This is a genomic window from Polaromonas sp. P4_H1, assembly GCF_056400945.1.
On record NZ_JBFUKG010000015.1, the window covers coordinates 28,322 to 47,290 of the forward strand.

The 18,969-nt window shown below is 62.5% G+C and carries 21 protein-coding genes; 9 read left to right on the top strand and 12 right to left on the bottom strand.

What is annotated here, in order from left to right; all coding sequences use genetic code 11:
• Positions 1-5: 5 nt before the first annotated feature.
• From AC1DS5_RS18490 to AC1DS5_RS18500, 3 genes are all read left to right on the top strand, one after another.
• Positions 6-755, top strand: a complete 750-nt coding sequence (locus AC1DS5_RS18490; RefSeq protein WP_477719714.1) for a GntR family transcriptional regulator — start codon at positions 6-8, stop codon at positions 753-755.
• A 39-nt stretch (positions 756-794) separates the two neighbouring features.
• Entirely contained in the window at positions 795-2,039 is a 1,245-nt protein-coding gene (locus AC1DS5_RS18495; protein WP_477719715.1) for a PrpF domain-containing protein, read from the top strand.
• Positions 2,040-2,674: 635 nt separating this feature from the next.
• On the top strand, positions 2,675-3,199 hold the full coding sequence (locus AC1DS5_RS18500) for a GlcG/HbpS family heme-binding protein (protein ID WP_477719716.1): 525 nt from the start codon (positions 2,675-2,677) through the stop codon (positions 3,197-3,199).
• A 125-nt stretch (positions 3,200-3,324) separates the two neighbouring features.
• Here AC1DS5_RS18500 and AC1DS5_RS18505 read toward each other — a convergent pair whose 3' ends face one another.
• The 7 genes from AC1DS5_RS18505 to AC1DS5_RS18535 all read right to left on the bottom strand — a co-directional run bounded on the left by AC1DS5_RS18505 (position 3,325) and on the right by AC1DS5_RS18535 (position 10,412).
• Positions 3,325-3,915, bottom strand: coding sequence for a hypothetical protein (locus tag AC1DS5_RS18505; RefSeq protein ID WP_477719717.1), 591 nt, complete (start codon positions 3,913-3,915; stop codon positions 3,325-3,327).
• Positions 3,916-3,939: 24 nt separating this feature from the next.
• Positions 3,940-4,737, bottom strand: coding sequence for a DUF899 domain-containing protein (locus AC1DS5_RS18510; RefSeq protein ID WP_477719718.1), 798 nt, complete (start codon positions 4,735-4,737; stop codon positions 3,940-3,942).
• Positions 4,738-4,888: 151 nt separating this feature from the next.
• Positions 4,889-5,560, bottom strand: coding sequence for a Vgb family protein (locus tag AC1DS5_RS18515; protein ID WP_477719719.1), 672 nt, complete (start codon positions 5,558-5,560; stop codon positions 4,889-4,891).
• Between the two features lie 96 nt (positions 5,561-5,656).
• Positions 5,657-6,877, bottom strand: a complete 1,221-nt coding sequence (locus AC1DS5_RS18520) for a helix-turn-helix domain-containing protein (protein ID WP_477719720.1) — start codon at positions 6,875-6,877, stop codon at positions 5,657-5,659.
• A gap of 123 nt (positions 6,878-7,000) precedes the next feature.
• A complete protein-coding gene (locus tag AC1DS5_RS18525) occupies positions 7,001-8,236 on the bottom strand; it encodes an MFS transporter (RefSeq protein WP_477719721.1) in 1,236 nt (411 codons plus the stop codon).
• A gap of 47 nt (positions 8,237-8,283) precedes the next feature.
• The gene (locus AC1DS5_RS18530; RefSeq protein WP_477719722.1) at positions 8,284-9,204 is read right to left on the bottom strand and encodes a Fe-Mn family superoxide dismutase; all 921 of its coding nucleotides are present in this window, start codon (positions 9,202-9,204) and stop codon (positions 8,284-8,286) included.
• Between the two features lie 8 nt (positions 9,205-9,212).
• Positions 9,213-10,412, bottom strand: a complete 1,200-nt coding sequence (locus tag AC1DS5_RS18535) for a chromate transporter (RefSeq protein WP_477719723.1) — start codon at positions 10,410-10,412, stop codon at positions 9,213-9,215.
• Positions 10,413-10,628: 216 nt separating this feature from the next.
• Between AC1DS5_RS18535 and AC1DS5_RS18540 the strand changes: the two genes are divergently transcribed.
• The gene (locus tag AC1DS5_RS18540; protein WP_477719724.1) at positions 10,629-10,814 is read left to right on the top strand and encodes a hypothetical protein; all 186 of its coding nucleotides are present in this window, start codon (positions 10,629-10,631) and stop codon (positions 10,812-10,814) included.
• Positions 10,815-10,902: 88 nt separating this feature from the next.
• Here the strand turns inward: AC1DS5_RS18540 and AC1DS5_RS18545 are convergent, their stop codons facing one another.
• The gene (locus tag AC1DS5_RS18545; RefSeq protein WP_477719725.1) at positions 10,903-11,514 is read right to left on the bottom strand and encodes a TetR/AcrR family transcriptional regulator; all 612 of its coding nucleotides are present in this window, start codon (positions 11,512-11,514) and stop codon (positions 10,903-10,905) included.
• A 113-nt stretch (positions 11,515-11,627) separates the two neighbouring features.
• Between AC1DS5_RS18545 and AC1DS5_RS18550 the strand changes: the two genes are divergently transcribed.
• Positions 11,628-12,662: a saccharopine dehydrogenase family protein gene (locus AC1DS5_RS18550; protein WP_477719726.1), complete on the top strand. Its 1,035-nt coding sequence runs from the start codon at positions 11,628-11,630 to the stop codon at positions 12,660-12,662.
• A 380-nt stretch (positions 12,663-13,042) separates the two neighbouring features.
• On the top strand, positions 13,043-13,855 hold the full coding sequence (locus AC1DS5_RS18555) for a class I SAM-dependent methyltransferase (protein WP_477719727.1): 813 nt from the start codon (positions 13,043-13,045) through the stop codon (positions 13,853-13,855).
• 380 nt (positions 13,856-14,235) lie between these two features.
• Here AC1DS5_RS18555 and AC1DS5_RS18560 read toward each other — a convergent pair whose 3' ends face one another.
• Positions 14,236-14,682: an SRPBCC family protein gene (locus AC1DS5_RS18560; protein ID WP_477719728.1), complete on the bottom strand. Its 447-nt coding sequence runs from the start codon at positions 14,680-14,682 to the stop codon at positions 14,236-14,238.
• Between the two features lie 353 nt (positions 14,683-15,035).
• On the opposite strand from AC1DS5_RS18560, the gene AC1DS5_RS18565 reads away from it, so the two are divergent.
• Positions 15,036-15,437, top strand: coding sequence for a cupin domain-containing protein (locus AC1DS5_RS18565; RefSeq protein WP_477719729.1), 402 nt, complete (start codon positions 15,036-15,038; stop codon positions 15,435-15,437).
• A 132-nt stretch (positions 15,438-15,569) separates the two neighbouring features.
• Positions 15,570-16,034: a ferritin-like domain-containing protein gene (locus tag AC1DS5_RS18570; RefSeq protein WP_477717994.1), complete on the top strand. Its 465-nt coding sequence runs from the start codon at positions 15,570-15,572 to the stop codon at positions 16,032-16,034.
• Between the two features lie 56 nt (positions 16,035-16,090).
• Here the strand turns inward: AC1DS5_RS18570 and AC1DS5_RS18575 are convergent, their stop codons facing one another.
• Complete coding sequence (locus tag AC1DS5_RS18575; protein ID WP_477719730.1) at positions 16,091-16,471, bottom strand: tautomerase family protein; 381 nt, start codon at positions 16,469-16,471, stop codon at positions 16,091-16,093.
• An 83-nt stretch (positions 16,472-16,554) separates the two neighbouring features.
• Between AC1DS5_RS18575 and AC1DS5_RS18580 the strand changes: the two genes are divergently transcribed.
• Positions 16,555-17,412: a LysR family transcriptional regulator gene (locus AC1DS5_RS18580; RefSeq protein WP_477719731.1), complete on the top strand. Its 858-nt coding sequence runs from the start codon at positions 16,555-16,557 to the stop codon at positions 17,410-17,412.
• A gap of 219 nt (positions 17,413-17,631) precedes the next feature.
• Here AC1DS5_RS18580 and AC1DS5_RS18585 read toward each other — a convergent pair whose 3' ends face one another.
• Positions 17,632-18,267: an FMN-binding negative transcriptional regulator gene (locus tag AC1DS5_RS18585; protein WP_477719732.1), complete on the bottom strand. Its 636-nt coding sequence runs from the start codon at positions 18,265-18,267 to the stop codon at positions 17,632-17,634.
• Positions 18,268-18,294: 27 nt separating this feature from the next.
• Complete coding sequence (locus AC1DS5_RS18590; protein WP_477719733.1) at positions 18,295-18,912, bottom strand: DJ-1/PfpI family protein; 618 nt, start codon at positions 18,910-18,912, stop codon at positions 18,295-18,297.
• Between the last annotated feature and the right edge of the window lie 57 nt (positions 18,913-18,969).

The following is an 18,969-nucleotide window of genomic DNA, read 5'->3' on the forward strand; positions in this document are numbered from 1 at the left end:
ACACCATGACAATTCATCCAAATTCCATTCCGGTCGCTATCGACCAGCGCCTTCCCAGACATGTTCAAGTGCGCGACGAGTTGATGCGACGGATCGCTGACCGGGTGTGGAAGGCGGGAGAAGCACTCCCCAGCGAAGAAAAGCTGGCAATTGAGTTTTCAATTTCGCTGGGCACCATGCGCAAGGCCATCCAGGCGCTAGAACAGGAAGGCGTGGTGGAGCGCATTCACGGCAAGGGGACTTACGTGACGCGCGCCTTCGAGCGGGCCTCGATGTTGCGGTTCGTGCGCTTCCGCGGGGCCGAACAATCAGAACTGCCAACGGGACGCATCATCGCGCTGCGCTCGGAAACCGGCGATGAAGTCGCCCGCGAGAAGCTGCAACTCCGCGCGGCTTCTGAAAAGACCCTTTACCTGCACCGTTCACGCTCCTACGGCGAAGAGGTGGTGCTCGTCGAGCACATCTGGCTGCCGCTGAAGCGGTTCGCCAAGCTGGAAGCCTTCCTACGCCGGGAATCCCCGCCGCTCCTGTATCCGCTGTATGACAGCTTGTGCGGCGTTGTCGTTTCGCGGGCGGTGGACGAGTTGTCCATGGGTGTGCTTTCCAAGGACGACGCGGCCATCTTTGGCGTAGACCCGGCGACGCCGTGCATGCGCATCGAGCGCACCATGCACGACCATGGCGGCGCAGTGGTCGAGTGGCGCATCTCGTACGTGCCCGCAGACCGTTTTCACTACACCGTCGAAATCCGGTGAGACCGCGCCGCAGCATATTTCCATTTTGAATATTTCCTTATGCTGTCACCAGAAGCGTTACCAGAAAACGTGTTCAATTTGAAACCCCGACTCAAGTCGGGCACGGTGGAGTTCCCAGTGCATCACATGCGTGGCGGCACTTCAACCGGTCTGGTGTTGTGGGACCGGGCAGCACCGGCCGACCTGACGCTACGCGAGGAATTGCTACGCCACCTGATGGGCGTTCCGCTCGAAGGGCGCATCCCGGGCCATCGGCAGGTGACGGGTCTCGGGCGCGGTCCGGCGACCAGCAACAAGGTTTTCTTCGCCGATGTGGAGTCAACACCAGCGGGGCCGCGGCTGGTCAGCACTCTGGCGCAATTGGCGGGCAACCACAGCGGTATCGATTGGAGTGTGAACTGCGGCAACATGTCCGCCGCGTTGCCCCTTTGGGCGCTGGATACCGGGCTGATGGGAAGTGATCTGCCAGCAACCGGGCCGGTCAGCATTGAAATTCGAAACGTCAACACCGGCGTCATCTCGACCGCGCGGATGACGCGTGAATTGAACGGCAGTTTCGTCATGGTGGAGATACCCGGCGTCGACGGTGCATTTCCGGGCGTAGATTTGTTTTTGAAAGACCCGGTCGGAGCCAAGACGGGGCTGCTACTGCCGACAGGAGCGCCGAGCAACGTCATCGACGGACACACGGTTTCCTGTGTGGATGTAGCGGTGCCCATGGTGATTGCGGACGCGGCCGAATTTGGCAAGACCGCGCACGAACCTGCGCAAGCGTTGGAAGCCGACCTGGAGTTCATGGCCGCGTTGCGGCGGGTGTGGATTGCGGCGGGTCTGCGGATGGGGTTGAAGCGCCGCGATGGCCAGTTGATGACGGAAGACGACATGCAGCGCAGCGAGACCGTGCCGAAGGTGTGCATCATCGGCGCGCCGTTGAACGGGGGCCATTTGGCGGTGCGCTACTTCACGCCGCAGACCGCCCATGTGTCGATGGCGGTGTCGGGCGCGTGCTGCCTGGCAGCGGCGGCGTTGATTCCAGGTTCGGTGGCCCATCGCATTGCGCAAGGCATCGCGGTACCGATGGGGGAATTTTCCGACATCGAAGTCAGTATTGAAAACCCCGCCGGGCTTTTGATGGCCACGGTTGTGGCGCGTGCCCGTGCCGTTTCCATCGAGATCAGCAGTGCGGCGTATTTGCGCAGCACCCAAATATTGCTGCGTGGATATGTACCCCTTTATAGGGCTTCGAAGGACCTCAAAGCAGCTTTGCTTGGGCGCGATTTGTAGCCTAGCTTGGACGTTCATGAAAAGCACATTGTGATCGGCTCTCGGACGGCGTAAGGAATTTCGCAAGGCGAAACTTCAGGCATATCTAGGAATTGACAGGATTCCACCGTGAATGGGCATCCGTTGGCAGCCATAGCCTTGTAATTGTGTTTCCCGGAAGCCGCCGTTCGCCAATACCCGCTTCTGGCCGGGTGCGGGTGCAGCGATCAGCGAAATCGACGCCACATTGCCGACACCCAACCTGCCGATGTCAACGCCGGGTATGGAGCGAGTATTTCGGAAATCTCTACAGCCGCTGTCAGTCTTCTGCTGTCGTTCAGCCTGCCGCAGTGAACGACAGCAGATGGCCGACTGTAGCTGTTTCTACTGGCCGAACTTCGGGGTCCTGAGCCGACAGTGACGCCCCTCGTTGGGTGTCCGCAATGAGAGACCGGAGCGCTCATCCGGCCGACCTCACGCCTGCGCGAACATCCCTTCGAGGAATGATGTGATGTTCCGCATCGCGCGCGAGATGTAATTCTGCGCATTTTTCCGTACTTCATGAGTGTGGCTCATTGGTTCATAAAAAATACTCGTTGGACTTTGTCCGCTTCTCTCAGCGATAGTGGGTGCAACCAAAAGGACAAATACAAGCTATGCGAACAAACCTCCTCTGGCCGGTTTTGGCCGTCGCCGCCTACACGGCCTTCACAGCCTTCCCAGTTCAGGCCCAGACCACTTCACAGGCCACAGCGGCGCCTTCGATGCATCCGGTCGGCTACGGCGCACCCATGTCCCTGGCTGCGGCCAAAAAAGTCACAGATGCAGCCATGAGCGAGGCGAAACGCGTTGGGGTGCCCATGGTCGTTGCCATTACGGATCAGGCCGGTGTGCTGCTCTACCTCGAAAGGCATGACGATGCCATCTTGGCCGGTGTGACGGTTGCACAGGAAAAGGCCAAATCAGCGGCGGCGTTCAAGAGGCCCACAAAAGCTTTCGAGGATGTCATCGGCGGGGGCGGTAGCGGCAACCGAGTGTTGGGACTAGCGGGCGCTGTGCCGCTCGAGGGCGGCTTGCCCGTGATTGTTGATGGGAAGATCGTGGGGGCGATCGGTGTCTCTGGGGGGAGCGGTGCGCAGGATGGGCAAGTGGCAAAGGCCGGACTTGAGGGGTTGAAGTGAGTCTGTATGTAGACGTTGGCGGCCTCGCGAACGTCCTTTGATGCGTCAATCAGCCCGCCGTCAATCTCGGCCCATGCCCTCGGTGCCAACGAATATTCCGGAAGAACCCATGCACGCAGAACCGCCTAGCCGTGCGGTGCTGGAGGCGGCTCCCGCTTGCGGCCGCCAAGCAAACGGGCACCGGCATCAAAGCCACGGCAAACCCCCGTGGCGACCATGCCGGTGACGGCGAGCATCGCCGCCGTGTGAACGCCTAGCGCCGCGAGCGCCAGTGTCAGCAGTCCCGATCGGGTCATCTCCAGAACCGATGCGTCCCCTGCGCAAAGCGGAATCAGTGCCGGCACCAGCATCAAGCCGGCGCCGTGCGCGGTGGACATCATGAAGGACCAGAGCGCCAGCCCGGCGTGCCCTGCCGGTGCGCGCGCCGCCTTGGGTGTGTGGCCTGACAGGTGAAGCACTGCTGCGATGGCAAGCAGGCCGCCCGCCAGAACTTGCAGCGCGAAGCGATCCATGGCCATGCCGAATACCACCGCGCCGGCCACCAGCGCGACCGATGCGGCGTGCCCGGCTGCGATCGGCACCAGCGCCCGCAGTGCCTGCGCCCGGTCGCGCGAACGCAGGCCCCAGGCAGCGGCCAGCATCCAGCCGGTGGCAGGGTTCAGCCCATGAAGGGCACCGACCCCCGCCACCACGAGCCACGGCCAAAGGCTTGACATGATGGTCGCGCCAGTCTGGGCCGGTCAGGCTTTCTCGCTGCAGCACGAGCCGGCTTCAGGCGCGGGCGTAAATGCGGACGCGGTTTCGTAGCGGTCGTGGTGGCGCACCCAGTCCATCTTGTAAAACCCGTCATGCTCGTCGCGGCCCTTGGGTGCGAGATCGAGCATGCTGTACGTGCCTATCATCACTTCCACGCCGCGTCCGTAGGTGGAATAGGTGTGGAAGACCTGGCCCTCGCTGTCCTTGTAGAACAGGCTGATGCCAGGGGCCTCTTCGGCCGGGAAGGGCTGCATGGTGTAGTTGTAGTTGACGGCGCCGGTGGCCTGCTCTTCTGGCTTGAAGCTCACGTGGAAGTCGTAGTTGAAGTCGTTGCCGTTCGATGAAACCCACTTGAACTGCCAGCCCATGCGCTGGCGGAAGCGCTCGATCTCGGGCAGCGTCGCGCGCGAGACGGCCACGAAGCTCACATCGCGGTGCTCCAGGTGGATCTTCATGCCGGCGGTGTGGTCGGCCATGAAGGAGCAGCTGGGGCAGCCCTGTTCCCACCCCGGCCCGAACATGAAGTGTTGCACCAGCAGCTGGCGGCGCCCTTCGAACAGGTCTGCGAGCTTGCGCTGGCCTTCGGGGGCGTCGAAGACGTAGTTTTTCTCGATGCGAACCCAGGGCAGGGCGCGGCGTTCGCTGGCGATCTGGTCGCGCAGGCGCGTCAGTTCCTTCTCTTGCGCCAGCAGCGTCTTGCGCTCGGCAAGCCATCGCTCCCTGGACACGACGGGATGGTTCACGGTGTTCACTTTGTTCGCTTCGGCAGTTGCTGTACTCATGGTTTTCTCCTTGGCTCGATGAGCCGTTTGCGTTGGTCAATGCGCTGCCCGACCCGTGCTGGTAACAGGTGCGCTCGTTATCGGCCGGTGAGTGGGCCGAATGGGTTGTCAGCGCAAGGGCGCCATGCCTTGCGCGCTGCGTTGATGCGGTCTATACGGCCTTGGGCCGCCGCACGGCGCGGACTTTTCCGCTCTTTCCGCCGCCGCAATAAAAGAGGTCCGCACCGTCGGACTCCAGGCCGCTGACGCCGACACCCTGTGGCATCTGCAGCCGCTCGAGCACGGCGCCGCTCTTCGGGTCGATACGGCGGATCTCGCTGTCGTCGCCCTCCCAGGTGCCGTGCCACAGCTCGCCGTCCACCCACGTCACGCCGGTGACGAAGCGGTTGGACTCAATCGTGCGCTGGATGGCGCCTGTCTTCGGGTCAACCTGGTGAATCCTGCGGTCGCGGTACTGGCCCACCCACAGGCTGCCCTCCGCCCAGGTCAGGCCCGAGTCGCTTCCGCTACCGGGCGCCGGGATGGACGCCACCACCTTGCCGGTGGCCGGGTCGATCTTGTCGATGCGCGTCTCGGCGATTTGGTAGAGGTGTTTGCCGTCAAAGGCGGTGCCGGCGTCGCCGGCACACTCCAGCGTGCGCGTCTGCTCGCCGCTGGCGGGGTCGAAGGCGATCAGCCTGGCCCCCGTGGCGGCCCAAACACGCTGGCCGTCGTGGGTGACGCCTGCAATGTCATTGACGCCGGGGAAGGGACCGTATTCGCGCACGATCTCGGCAGGGCGCGCCTTGGCTTCGGGTTTGTCGTTAGGGGTCTTGCGGGTCATCGTTGCTCCTTGTGTTGCACCGTCCGTCGGCGCTTAGAACCTGTTCACTGCCTAAACGGCCCCGTTTAGGCAGTGAACAGGTTCTTGGAGTCAACTCTATCCAATCGGCAGCGAAGCGGGGAGTAACAAGATCGTCGTGAATCCCGCCAGCGGCGGCGCCAGCCAGCGCTGCGCCCGCGCCCGCCCGATGGAGCGCGCCCGCCCGGCGGCCTCGAGATCGGCGAGTGCCCGCTGGACGGTGCGCTGGCTTGCCCCCAGGGCCAGCGCCAAGGCTGAGGTGGACCAGGCCGCGCCGTCCGACAGCAGCGCCACCAGCGAGGCCTGCTCGCCGTCAATGGGCGGCGCCAGCACGGCCACGTCGCGCTCGGCCAGCGGCTTCAAGATAAAGCCCCGTTCGGTCGCTTCGATGGCCGCGAGTGTTTTGACCAGCGCGCGCAGACGGCCGATCTCGACCCTCAGGCGCGCCCGATGTGTCTCGTCAGGGCGCCTGGTGCGAAAGGCGGATTCGATCAAGGCTTCGCGGCTCACGTCGCCCGGCCATGCTTCAGCGAGCGAACGTGCCAGTGTGAACAGGACTGGCCGGCGCGCCAGCGGCCGCCACTGGTCGCCGGCACCCAGCCCACGGCGGCAGGCATCGACCACCAGCGCGTCTGAGGCCAGGAGCGCCGAGACCTCGTCGAGGCGCAGCGCCTGCCCGCCATCGGCGGTGAGGCGCCGGGCAGCGGGACGGTCCAGTGCAGCGCGCGCTTCTGTGACCTCGGCCATGAGCGCAGGCACCTGTGCGCGTTCAGCCGCCGCGTGCGCACGCGCCAGCGCCATCCGCGCCTCGCCGACGCGCAGTGAGCGCAGCGCAAGTTCGGCTGCGGTCAGTTCGGCCACCGCTCTCAGCGAAGGCGGGAGGCCGCGGGCATCCAGCTGTGCCAGCGCGGCCGTGGCCTCGCCCAAGCGGCCCAGCAGCAAAAGCCGGCGCGCCGTGATGAGCCACGCCTGCAGCGCATTGGCACTGTCGGCATGCGCCTCGAGCGTGGCTGCAGCCGCTGCCAGCGAGCGCGGCGAGCCGGCGAAGTCGCGCATGGCCAGCGCCACCTCGGCCTCCGCAACGACGCAGCGGGCCCGCGCCAGCTCCTCGTGGGCGCCAAAGCCACGGGCAGCGCGGCGAAGGAGTTCGCGGGCGCGCGCGTGCTCACCGAGCTGGGCCATGGCGATGCCGCGCAGGGCCAGCGCCGGCGGGTCGTCGCGCAGGGCGACCCGCTTGAGGGCGCCGAGCGCGTCGCCGGCGGCAAGCGCGCGCGCGGAGGCGGTAATCAGGGAATCCATGCCCATAGGCTACACCGCCTTGCTGATGCAGCGCCGCGCTTGCAACTTTCCGGGCCCTGGCGCGCGCGACCAAGGATAGTGTCGGCGTTGAACATGCAGCCCTGGCTCCGCCTGCGACCAAGGTCAGCCAGCCTTGGTCGGGAGTTCCGCACTGGGTACCTCCTCCGGGGGGCGCACACGGCTGAACATGGACAGGAGCAGGATGTCATAGATGATTTTCAATGCCCCACCAACGATCAGGGGCCATCCGAATGTAGACACGCCAAGAAGGTAGCCGGCCAGCGCGGGACTGGCGGCAGCAGCCAGGCTGCGCGGCACAGACGTCACGCTTGCCGCAGCGGCGCGCTCCTGCGGTGTCACGATGGCCATCACATAAGAGCTTCGCGTAGGCACGTCCATCTGCGACAGCGCGCTTCTGACCAACAACAGAGTCACAGCGTAAGACAGGTCGGTACAAAACGGAATCGCAATCAAGCACAGGCTGGACGGTAGATGGGTATAGACCATGGTCTTCACCAAACCAATGCGGCTGGCTATATGAGCCGCCACAAGGTATGAAAACGCTGTCAGCAGGCCGGCCCAGAAAAAGATGGATCCGGCTACTTCGATCGAGAGGCCAAAGCGCTGATACAGCCACAGGGCGATCAACGATTGAACAACAAACCCACCGCCGAACGCATCCAGGCTGAACAGCGTTGCCAGGAGGTAGACCCGCCGTTTCGAAGGACCCAGTGCCGACTTCGGTTCGGCGGCTTCTGCAGCAGGTCGCAACGGCAGACCGCGGTACAGTGCGGCCATCACAAGAGCCAGCAAGGCATACAGGACGAACATCCCCTGGATGGCGGTCTGCGTAGCGATACCCGCCATCGGCGCTGCCAACCCAGGCAAGGCGGCTGCCAGTGATCCAAAAGCCGAAAACAAGGTCCCCGTCAAGCTGTAGCGCGCGAAGACGGCCGTGCGAGATGGGCCTTCGACATTACTCGCCAGCATCGCATGCTCGACGGGCATGAAAACGCTCACGTCGCCACCCGACGGATTCAGCGTGCCAACGAACGCCACCAGCATCAGCGGCCAAAAGCTGTTCAGTGAGGCGATTCCCAGGCCTGTGAAAGCCATCAATGCCGAGGCGGCAAGCAGCAAGGGCCGGTGGTCGTAGCGCGACGCATGCGTACCAATGAGCAGGGTCAAGACGCCGGACCCCAGCAACGTTGTGGTTGCGATGAGCCCGACCTGAAACGGCGTCAACCCAAGATTGAGCAGATAGACCGGCAGCAACAAGCTGACGAAGCCGTCGCCAAATCCCCTGATCGCCTTGGCAGCGATCAGCCGGTTAAGACTGGTTAAGTGAAACGTAAGCACAGTTATTTGCTCCTAGGCCCGGCGGCATCTGATCTAACCGCCGGATCTCACGTCGCAGCGGTCTTGGGGATTAAGGGCAGCTGCGCGGCTCTCCAGGCCTCGATGCCGCCTTCCATAAATTGCGCGTTCACGCCGTGTGCCCTCAGCGACAAGGCCGTAGAGCGGCCAATGTCCAGGCCGTGGAAGCAATACACCACGACAGGGCGCTCAGGATCAAGCGTGCCAACCCAGGCGGGTACTTCTGCAGGATCGGCATAGCGTGCGCCCTTGATCATGTCGTTGGCGTCCGCGAAGGTTTCGGCGCGGCGAACATCAATCAATTGCGCGGTCGCCTGGTCGACGGCAGCAGGCTCAAGTCCAAACCCGAAGGCACTGGCTTTCACGGCGGCACCATAGCGCGGATAAACGGTGTCCCAGTTGATATTGCGCATGAACGCATCGACATAAGCTGCGGCTTTGGCGCCGAAGTCCAGGTGGTAAGCGTGCTCATACATATCGAGCGCCAGGATCGGCGTGGCGCCGGCCAACAAGTGCGTGTGGTCCGCCGCCCACTGGTTGACCAGCCGGCCTTCACGCGATGACCAGGTGAGGATGGCCCAGCCCGAGCCACCGCCCATGGCCTTGGCCAGCGCGGTGAATTCGCTGCGCCAGCGTTCGACCGAGCCGAAATCGCGGGTGAACGCAATCGAGAGGCCATTCGACGGCAACACACCATCGCCGCCCAGGTTCTCGAAATACAGCTCATGCAGGTAGACCGAGTTCGCAGCGATCAACTCCTCCCGTTTGAGACCGTTGATCGTGAAAACCGGCGTTGTATCCCAGGCCAGTTGCGCGAGCTGGCCCCGGATGGCGTTGAGGCGCTTGGCCGCACCGGTGTAGTTGTTGTCATAGTGGCTGCGCAGCAGATTTTCAGACAGACCGTCGAGTTTTGCAGGGTCCAGAGAAAGGGTTTTGAGTTGAATGTCCATGGTATTTCCTATTGGTTCATCATGAGGGGATAGAGCGCCAGGCCGGCGAATGCGGCCACCAGCACAACGACGGGTTCGGGCAGTTTCTTGAAGCGCCAGAGAATGGCGGCCGTGCCCAGGGCGAGCGCCGCCGTCACCACGTCGGTGATCGACCGCTGGCCCAGCACGATCACAGCGCCGGCAATGGCCCCGATGGCTGCGGCTGTGACGCCGTCAACGAAGGCGACGATGCCGGGGTGCTTGCCGTGTTTTTTGAAATAAGGCGCGGGGATCACGGTCAGCAGGTAGCAAGGGACAAAGGTCGCAAGGGCCGCTACCACAGCGCCCCAGAATCCGCTGGTCAGGTAGCCAATAAAGCCCGTGGTGATAACGACCGGCCCTGGGGTGATCATGGCCACCGCCACGGCATCGACAAACTGGCGGTCCGTCAGCCAGCCGTATTCCTGGACCACTCCGCCGTAGAGGAAGGGCACGATCGCCAGGCCGCTGCCGAAGACAAACGACCCCGCATACGCGAAGAATTTAGCGATCTGCCCGAGCTTGTGCCAGTCGACGCTATCGCTTGCCAGGGAGCCAGCCAAAGGAACGGCCGCGAAGGCAATTCCATTCAAGCGACCTCCAGCACGCTTGAGTGGACCGCGCGCCGCCCAGACCAGCAAGCCGGCGCCCAGGAACACCCAAATGACTTCGGAGTGCGTGATGATGGTGACGGCTGCGCTGACCAGGTAGATAACCCAGAGCAGCTTGTCCTTGCCAACGCTTTTGGTGGTGAGCTTGTACGAACTCAGCGCGATGATGCCGATCACCGAGGCACCGACCCCATAGAACACCGCCTGCATCCAGCCGATACCGCCGTAAGCCGTGTAGGCCGCGCCCAGCGCCACGACCATGATGAAGGACGGCAGGACAAAAGCCAGGCCCACCAGCGTGGCACCGACAAGGCTGTAGTGGACGTAGCCGAGGTAAATGGCCAGCTGCGCGGCCAAAGGACCGGGCATCAGCTGGGCCAGCGCAATGCCTTCCTTGTACTCAGCCTCCGAGATCCAGTGGCGCTGCTCGACCAGGTCGCGGTACATGTAGCCGACCAGAGCAACGGGACCGCCGAAGCCGATGGTCCCAAGACGCAGCATGTAAGTCACCATTTGCCACAGGGTATAGCTCGGCGAGGCAGCCGCCGCTGCGGCTGGGGTTTCGAGAGCCTGGGTCATGGCCGGGCCCTCCGCAGAGAGCGGGCGTGCGAACCCGCAAGCGCCGAGATACGCTTGTGCGCCAGGTGCGCAGTGCAAAAAAGAAGGAAAAAGCAAAAGACCAAGTGAAGCTCCTAATTGGGCGTGGTAACCCATCATCAGGAGCAGTACTTGGGGCACCGGAAGGCACCCTTGGCAGACGGGGAGACCGCTCAAGTCCCCGCTAAGTCAAATTCTATGTCAATTGAAACCCCCCTGTCGAATCCGAAGCGCAAGAAGGGCAAGGAATGGAAGGTGACGTTCAAGGATCCGGCAGCCAAGGACAAAGCCAAAGAAACCTTGTACATGGCGACCCTGCGCGCCCGTGGACGGTTCGGTCACCCGAGAAAAGCCGATGGCGGCTTTCTGGATGTTGAGTTTTAATGGTTGACTTGCCAGTCAGCAGTCGTTCATGGTGGTCAACAACGGGCCCATTGCGGCTGTTCGGTGCGTTCGGTTGTTGCCTCGAACATCAGCGACGTGGAGCAGCGAGGATCAAAGCCATTCCCGCCGCCACGAACGAGTGCGCCGGCCCCTTCTTGCCGAGAAGATCACCGTTCATGTATGCACCATCGATGAGAAGCACAAGCTGGTCGGCCAGCTCGTCAGGCTTGCGAGCCCCCATTTTCCTGGCCAGCACGCCGAGACGGCGATGCAGTTCCACCTTGTTCCTTCTGGCGACTGCGCGGGCGGGATGGGCTGGGGCCGGGAACTCGGTCGCCACATTGAGAAACGGGCAGCCGCGGTACTTCGGCCCGGCGATATGCTCGGCGATCCAGCGCAGAAGCGCCTGAAGTTCCGCTTCGGCATCATCCTTGCCTTGCGCCGCAGCACTTTCCCAGTCACTCCAATACTCGGCGTCCTCGCGCTCGAGAAATGCAACCACGAGATCGTCCTTGGTGGCGAAGTGCCGGTAGAGGCTGGTCTTGGCGACGCCGGATCGTTCGACCACAAGATCGACGCCGACGGCTCTGACGCCTTCCTGGTAAAACAGCGTCGCCGCGGTCTCAAGGAGGCGTTCCCGCACGCTCAGGACACCCTGCTCATCACTCACTTTGGTGGTCTGCGCCGTACGCTTTTTCATTGCATTTCCTCTATACCCTTGACACGCTACAGATCTGTACTCTACACTCATTAAAAGAGTACAGATCTGTAGCGTCTTGCGGCGGATGGCTCTCCATAGAAAGGGATTCCGTGATGACATCAAAAAAACAAGCTGTGACCGTGTATGGCGCCTATGGGCACACCGGGCGGTTCGTAGTCTCGGAGTTGCGCAGGCGTGGCTGGACGCCCATCCTCTCCGGACGCGATCCCGGGAAGCTGAGCGCCGTCGGGGCGGAACACCCCGGGCTCGAGGTGCGGCCCGCATCGGTCGATGAGCCTGCCTCGCTCGATCGTGCGCTGATAGGGGCCGTGGCGGTCATCAACTGTGCCGGCCCCTTTGCCAGCACCTCCGCACCCCTGATCGAAGCCGCATTGCGTGCCCGGATTTCCTACCTGGACGTCGCGGCGGAAATAGAAGCCAACATTGACACCTTCGAGCTGTTCGCTGATCGCGCACGCGAAGGAGGCATTGTGGTTGTGCACGCCATGGCGTTCTACGGGGGGCTGGGTGATCTGTTGGCGACCGCGGCGATGGGCGACTGGACGTCGGCGGATGAAATTTCCATCGCCTATGGACTTGACAGCTGGAGGCCGACGCCCGGGACATTGGTCGCGGGGCAAGTTTCGAAGCAGCGTCGGGACGGCCGCCGGGTTGTTTTCGCGAACGGAAAATTAACGTATGTCACGGGGGCGGCGCCAGTCGTTGACTGGACGTTTCCCGCGCCGGTGGGAAAGCAGCCGGTCATCGCAGAATTCACCATGGCGGACACCGTGACGATCTCGCGTCACCTGAAGACGCCCGAGATTCGCTCGTACATGACGGTCGCAGCAGTCAAGGACCTGACCGATCCGAATCAGCTGGCGCCGACGGCAAGCGACGAAAGCGGCCGATCATCACAAACTTTTCTGGTTGAAGTGCTTGTGCGCCGGGGAGGCGAGGAGCGCCGGGCAGTTGCCAGCGGGCGAGACATTTATGCGTTCAGCGCTCCCCTCGTCGTGGAGGCGATGGCGCGAGTCGTCAGCGGCCAGGTCAAAACAGCCGGCGTCTTTACCGCTGGAGAGGCATTTGACGCGCGGGACTTCCTGGCGTCGCTCTGTCCTGAGCATCTCTCATTGGAAATACGATGAGTTTTCTTCGAGCCCTCTGAAATCCTGAGGAGTGATGCAGGAGAGGGCTGAGGCTGAGCTTGCAAGCCGATGAGCGTTGATGACGGCGAAGCGTGGTGAATCGAGACGAAAGCATTCGTTCGACGCCCGTCAAGCAGCCATTCGCTCGGAATCCATGGGCTGAATGCGCCCGAGGCGCCTTACGCAGGCGGGAATGTCCGGCAAAGGAGTCGACAAGCATGATGGAGAAGACCGCAGGACGCCGTTGACGAGGCTGGCATGCGTGGCCACAATAGCGCATCGTAGCCAATGCCCAACCAGGCGGCGGACTCGTTGGAGAGGCCTGGCCCGCTCTGGAATGGGTGGGCACAGGCGCCATTTCGAGCTTTCAAGGGGGTCTTATGGCTGAGAGCGACAAAGTGTTTGCGGGCTCGATCCCGAAGTTCTACGACACGCTGATGGTCCCCCTGATCTTCGGGGCCTATGCCGCCGACATGGCGGAGCTTGTCGCTGCCTCCTTGCCCGGCTCGGTGCTTGAGACGGCGGCCGGCAGCGGCGTGGTCACGCGGGCGCTTGCGCCAAAACTTAAGCCCGACGCGCGCTACGTGGTGACCGACCTCAACCAGCCCATGCTCGACTATGCCGCCACCCGGCAGGGGGGCGATAGCCGCATCGAATGGCGGCAGGCCGACGCGCTCGACCTGCCGTTCGAAGATGCCTCGTTCGACGTCGTGTGCTGCCAGTTCGGCGCGATGTTTTTCCCTGATCGGGTCGCCGGCTACGCCGAGGCGCGTCGCGTGCTGAGGCCAGGCGGGCGCTTTGTCTTCAGTGTCTGGGACCGCATCGAAGAGAACGCCTTTGCCGACGACGTCACCAACGCCGTCGCTACGGTGTTTCCGCACGACCCGCCGCGATTCCTCGCCCGCACGCCGCACGGCTATCACGATATCGCACTGATCCGCGAGGAATTGAGACGCGCAGGGTTCGCCGACATCGAGATCGAGACGCGTGAGAAGGTGAGTCGCGCGCCCTCGGCACGCGACGCCGCCACCGCCTATTGCCAGGGAACGCCGCTGCGCAACGAAATCGAGGCGCGCGACGCCAGCTTGCTTCAGCTCGCTACGGACCGCGCGACGGAGGCGATCGCCAGCCGCCATGGCGAAGGCCCGGTGGTCGGCAAAATTCAGGCGCATGTGATCGTAGCGGCGCGATAGCGGAGTCCGGTGCAAGGCTGTTGCAAGACCGACAAGCATTGGCGATAAGCGCGGGCATCTGAGGCGCGGTGCGCCTTTGCCCGCGCGCACCAGAAAGCAGCCCGCCAAGACGAGATTCCCCCGAGCTGGTGTTCTCGAGCATGCAGCCGACGCACGTGCTTCATCGCGGCAACTATGGCCTGGTGAGATGCCAGAAGGCCGCCTGTGGCCAGCGACTGGAACTGGCCGACTGTGTAGCCGGTCGCCCATCTTCAAAACCTTTCGAACAGTCGCGTTGGAATGATTTCGGAGGTGAATCCTGTTGAATTCAACATGGGGATGAGGTTTAGCGGACCCGGCTATCGAAGGTCAGTTTTTTACGTCGACCAAAAGCGGACTCTTCAACCCGGAATATTCGGCTCGACCAACTGGGCCAGCGCAAGAAGCGACTCCTGCCAGCCCAAGTAGCACATTTCGGTAGGAATCACATCGGGGATGCCTTCCTGCACGACGGACATTTCGGTGCCACAGGAAACTGGGGTCAGCGTCACGGTGGTCTTCATAGTGCCCGGCAGGTTGGGGTCGTCGAACTTCGCATCGTATGCAATGCGCTGGCCGGGGACAAGTTCCAGGTACTTCCCGCCGAACGAGTGGCTGTGGCCGGTACCAAAGTTAGTGAAGGACATGCGCCAAGCGCCCCCGACCACGGGCTCCATGCTGTGGACTTGGCCGGTAAATCCGAATGGTGGCAGCCAGCGCTCGAAAGCGCTTGGTTCGACGAAGGAACGGTAGAGCCGGTCCGGTGAGGTGCGCAGCACGCGGTGCAGACGGACGGTGTTGGTAGCCATGGTTGTGTTCTCCTGAAGTGCAGAGGATGACCCTCAACTGACACGACGAATGAGCTTGCGGAAAATCGACACCGAGCGATGCCGGCTCCTGATTCTGAGGCCAGAAGGAAGGACCGGTATTGGCCGTATTCTGCCACCTGCTCGAATGTCGGCTCCTGGCCGGGTACGGGTGCAGCGATCATCGCGAGATGGTTGCGCCGCTCGTCGAAGGGCGACAACCTCGGATCTCCGCTGCTGTCAGCCCCCCGTACCAGTGTCGGCTGACAGCCTGACGACGCAGGCGCCACCGTGCGCTTGCGTCACTCTGAATTCGGAGGTTAAATTGCGGTCTGACGATCTTTTCGGAGAATCAGATGGAACGTCCTTCTCCCGAGGCGCCGCAGCGCTTTGTCATCAGCCACCACAACGAGGCCGACTTCAAGACCGGTGGCCTGCGGGACTACTCGGCTTATCGCGATCTGGGCGTCGCGGCTGCGACCAATGGATTGGCTAAGGCACATGTGATCCGCATGATCGCGCCGTTCCGCACCGAACTCAGCGTGCGACATCACCACAATGTGCACTTCCAGCTGGTCTACTGTCTGAAGGGCTGGTTCCAGACAGACTTCGAGGGCATCGGACCACAGCGGCTGGTCGCCGGGTCGTGCTGGGTCCAGCCACCCGGCATCCGCCACACGGTCGTCGGCTGGTCGGACGACTGCGAGCTCCTCGAGATCCTCATTCCCGCTGAACACGAAACCATCAATGATCCATGAAGCTTCAGCTCTGAATTTGGCTCGCTTCGCGCAGACCGATCCTGGGCCGCGAGCGTCTGGATCGTGTCGATACTTCGCCTGAGATGGTTGAATTTCCCATCCGTGTTGAAAGAGCTTTAGGAGGGACGAGTCATGTCGGAGATTGAAAAAGACCAGGTCGTTGGCGTGCTGAACCGGATACTTGAGGCCGAGCTCGCCGGCGTCGTCCGCTACACCCACTACTCATTTCTGGTGTTCGGGTTCGGCCGTATTCCGGTTGTTGCCTGGTTGCGCGAACAGGCCACTGAATCGCTGTTGCATGCCCAGCAGGCCGGGGAATGGATCACCACGCTCGGCGCCTATCCGTCGCTTGCGATCGGCAAGCTGCTGGACAGCCACACCTTTGATATCGCCGCGATCCTGCGCGAGTCACTGGAAGCCGAGATGGGTGCCTTGAAGCTGTACCGCGAGCTATTGACACTGGTGGAGCATCGCTCCGTCGCGCTGGAAGAATACGCTCGCCAGATGATCCAACTGGAAGAGCTGCATGCCGGGGACGTGGACAAGATGCTGCGCAAGCCGGGACATGCCGCGGCGTTCGCCCAACCCCAAGGTTGACGGGAACGAAAGCGACCAGCAGCCCGCAAACTGCGGCCGCGTTCAACGCGATCGCCTCAAGCGTATTGCGCGAGGCCGTGGCCGAGGGACCAATTCTCTTTCGCGACCTCGATAAGGCTCACGAACACGTCTTCCGACCGGATACCGGGGCTGTCGCCGAGCAGCTCCGCGATCCGCCGGAACAGCGCCTTCTTCTGATCCACGGTGCGGGTGTTGTTGGCGGTGATCTGGATAAACACGAGATCGTCGCTCCGGGCGACGCCAAGATAAGACGTGCCGTAGCGGAAGTTCGCAGCGTCATGCTCCGTGATGGTCATGAACTGGTCGTCTTCGGGCACGTTGAACGTTTCGCGCATCGCGCGGTAAAGGCTGTCGAAGATCGCCTGGCGGTAGGCTTCCGGCTTTCCGGCGTGTAGTGAGATGTGAAGCAGCGGCATTGGGGGCCTTTCCATGTTGTGCTGGCTGCATGTTATATATTTCGATATGCTATTGATATTTATATCAATAATAACGTTTGAATATGATAGAACGCCCCCTCGACCTGGATGCCGTCGCGGCTTTCATCCGCATCGCCGAGCTTGGCAGCTTCACGCGCGCGGCTGAAGCCATGCGGACGACGCAGGCCGCGGTCAGCTTGAAGCTCAAGCGGCTCGAAGACAGGCTCGGCTGCCGGCTCGTCGAGCGGACGCCCCGGTACGTGGAGCTTTCGGCGCAGGGCGCAGCCTTCCTCGAACACGCCCGCGAGCTCCTGGAAGTACATGAGCGCGCGCTCGCCGTATTTGCCGGAGCGCGGCAGCGCCTCACCATCGGCATCAGCGACCATGTTGCGGGGCCGGAGCTCCCCGCGTTGATCGCGCGCATGAACGCGCAAGACCCGCAGCTGTTGATCGAAATCCGGATCGGATCATCGGGCGACCTGCTTCAAAGCTTCGACCGGCGGGAACTCGACACGGTGATCGTCCGCCTGCATGTCGGGCGCAGCGACGGGGAAATTCTTACCGAAGAAAAATTCGGCTGGTTCGCAGCGCCAGGCTGGCAGCATCGCGCGGGCGAGCCCCTGCCGCTTGCCACGCTTGCCGAGCCCTGCGGCGTGCGTGTGATGGCCGGGCAGTTTCTCGATGCGGCAGGCGTGCCCTGGACAGAAATTTTCGTCGGCGGCGGCGTTGCGGCGGTCGCTGCGGCCGTCATGGCCGGGCTGGGCGTTGCTGCATTGGCTCCGCGCATGCTGCCATTTGGCGCAGTTGACGTGGGCCCCAAGCTCGGGCTTCCCGATTTGCCGCGCTTGCCAGTTCTGCTTCACTCAAGGGTCAAGGACGGCCGGTCGCGCGATGCGCTTGCCGCGCTTTCGGCTGCCTTCAGGAGCGCGGTGCGAGGCTAACGATGAGCCACACAGGATAAGCCACACAGCTGGTGAAAGAAGATGAGGTGGCCGGATGCGGGTGCAGAAACCATCGAAATCGACGCCACATTGCCGACACCCAACCCGCCGATGTCAACGTCGGGTATGGAGCGAGTATTTTTGGTAGCCCTATGTCGGCAGTCGACCCCAAGCGGACGCCCAATGTCACAGAGGCAAGGCCGCCGCACTCCGGGGCGGTCATGCTGGTGATGGCTTGGCGTCCAGCATCGCTCGTCCCACCGCGATGTCTCCCTGCCTGATCAAGGCCTCGCCGGCACTGACTCGGTCACATGCTGCCCGGTTCTGACTCAATTTGAATTTGCCGACCAGACGGGTGATCTCGATATCAATGCCCACGATGGCCTGCAACATCGTGTCGATGTAGTCCTGCGGCGCATCGCCCATCTTCCAGGGTGTCGGTTGACCAGCCTCGTGCCTGCGTGTCAGTCGGGCGACGACACCACGAACGTACTTTTCTTCGTCGTGTATGGTGATCCGTCCATGAGCGTGCACGACCCTGTAGTTCCACGTCGGCACTTGCTGGTGTGTCTCCTGCTTGCTGGGGTACCAGTTTGGTGAGATGTAAGCCTCTTCCGCGCGAAACACCACGAGCACTTCAGCCCCGTTGCCAATCGACTGCCAGACCGGGTTGTTGCGTGCCACATGCGCTCGCAAAATCCCGTGTTTCCCACCATTGGCGTCCAGCTCGAACGGTAGGTGGTTGGCGTCCAACCCATCCCTGTCGTGGGTGACGAGTACCCCCAACGGGTGTTCGACGATAAAGCCGTGCAAGGCTTCTGGTTGCGATTCCTCAAAGTGGCTTGGGACGTACATGCTGGCTCCGAAAGCTTGTAACCAATCTCACGCGGCCACAACCGCTCCTTGCAAGTACGGCCTGATATGCTGCATCGCGCGCGAGACGTAGTCTTCCTTTTCTCCCACGGGTGCGACGTAGTGCATCGCGCTCTGGGCCGCTTCGAGGCCCACCAAACGGGCAATGACCCAAATGGCCAGATACTGCGACGCCAGGCACCCACCTGCAGTGGCGACGTTACCCCTGGCAACGAAAGGCTGGTTCAGCACGGCGATGCCGGCTTCTTCGACCCAGGGTTTTGTCGTCAGATCCGTACACGCCGGGACGCCGTCAAGCAGCCCCAGTTTGGCCAACACGAGTGTGCCGGAGCACTGCGCGCCCAGCAGCTGTCGTGATGGGTCGAGCTTCAATTGCGCCATCAACGCCGCGTCGGCGACGACCTCCCTTGTCTGCATGCCACTTCCGACGATCACTGCATCGGCCTCAGCGGCGTCTCGAAGGGATGCCTGCGCTTCGAGCACCACGCCGTTCATCGAACGGACCCTCACAGCAGGGCTGGCGATCGAGACGCGCCAGCTCGGCTTCTTTACACGGTTGAGGATGCCGAGTGCGATGAGTGAGTCGAGTTCGTTGAAGCCTTCAAAGGTGAGGATGGCGATGTGCATGGTGTCGTCTGCTCCTGGCAAGGTGGGTTGCGATATGGCATCGTAGGACCAACTCGC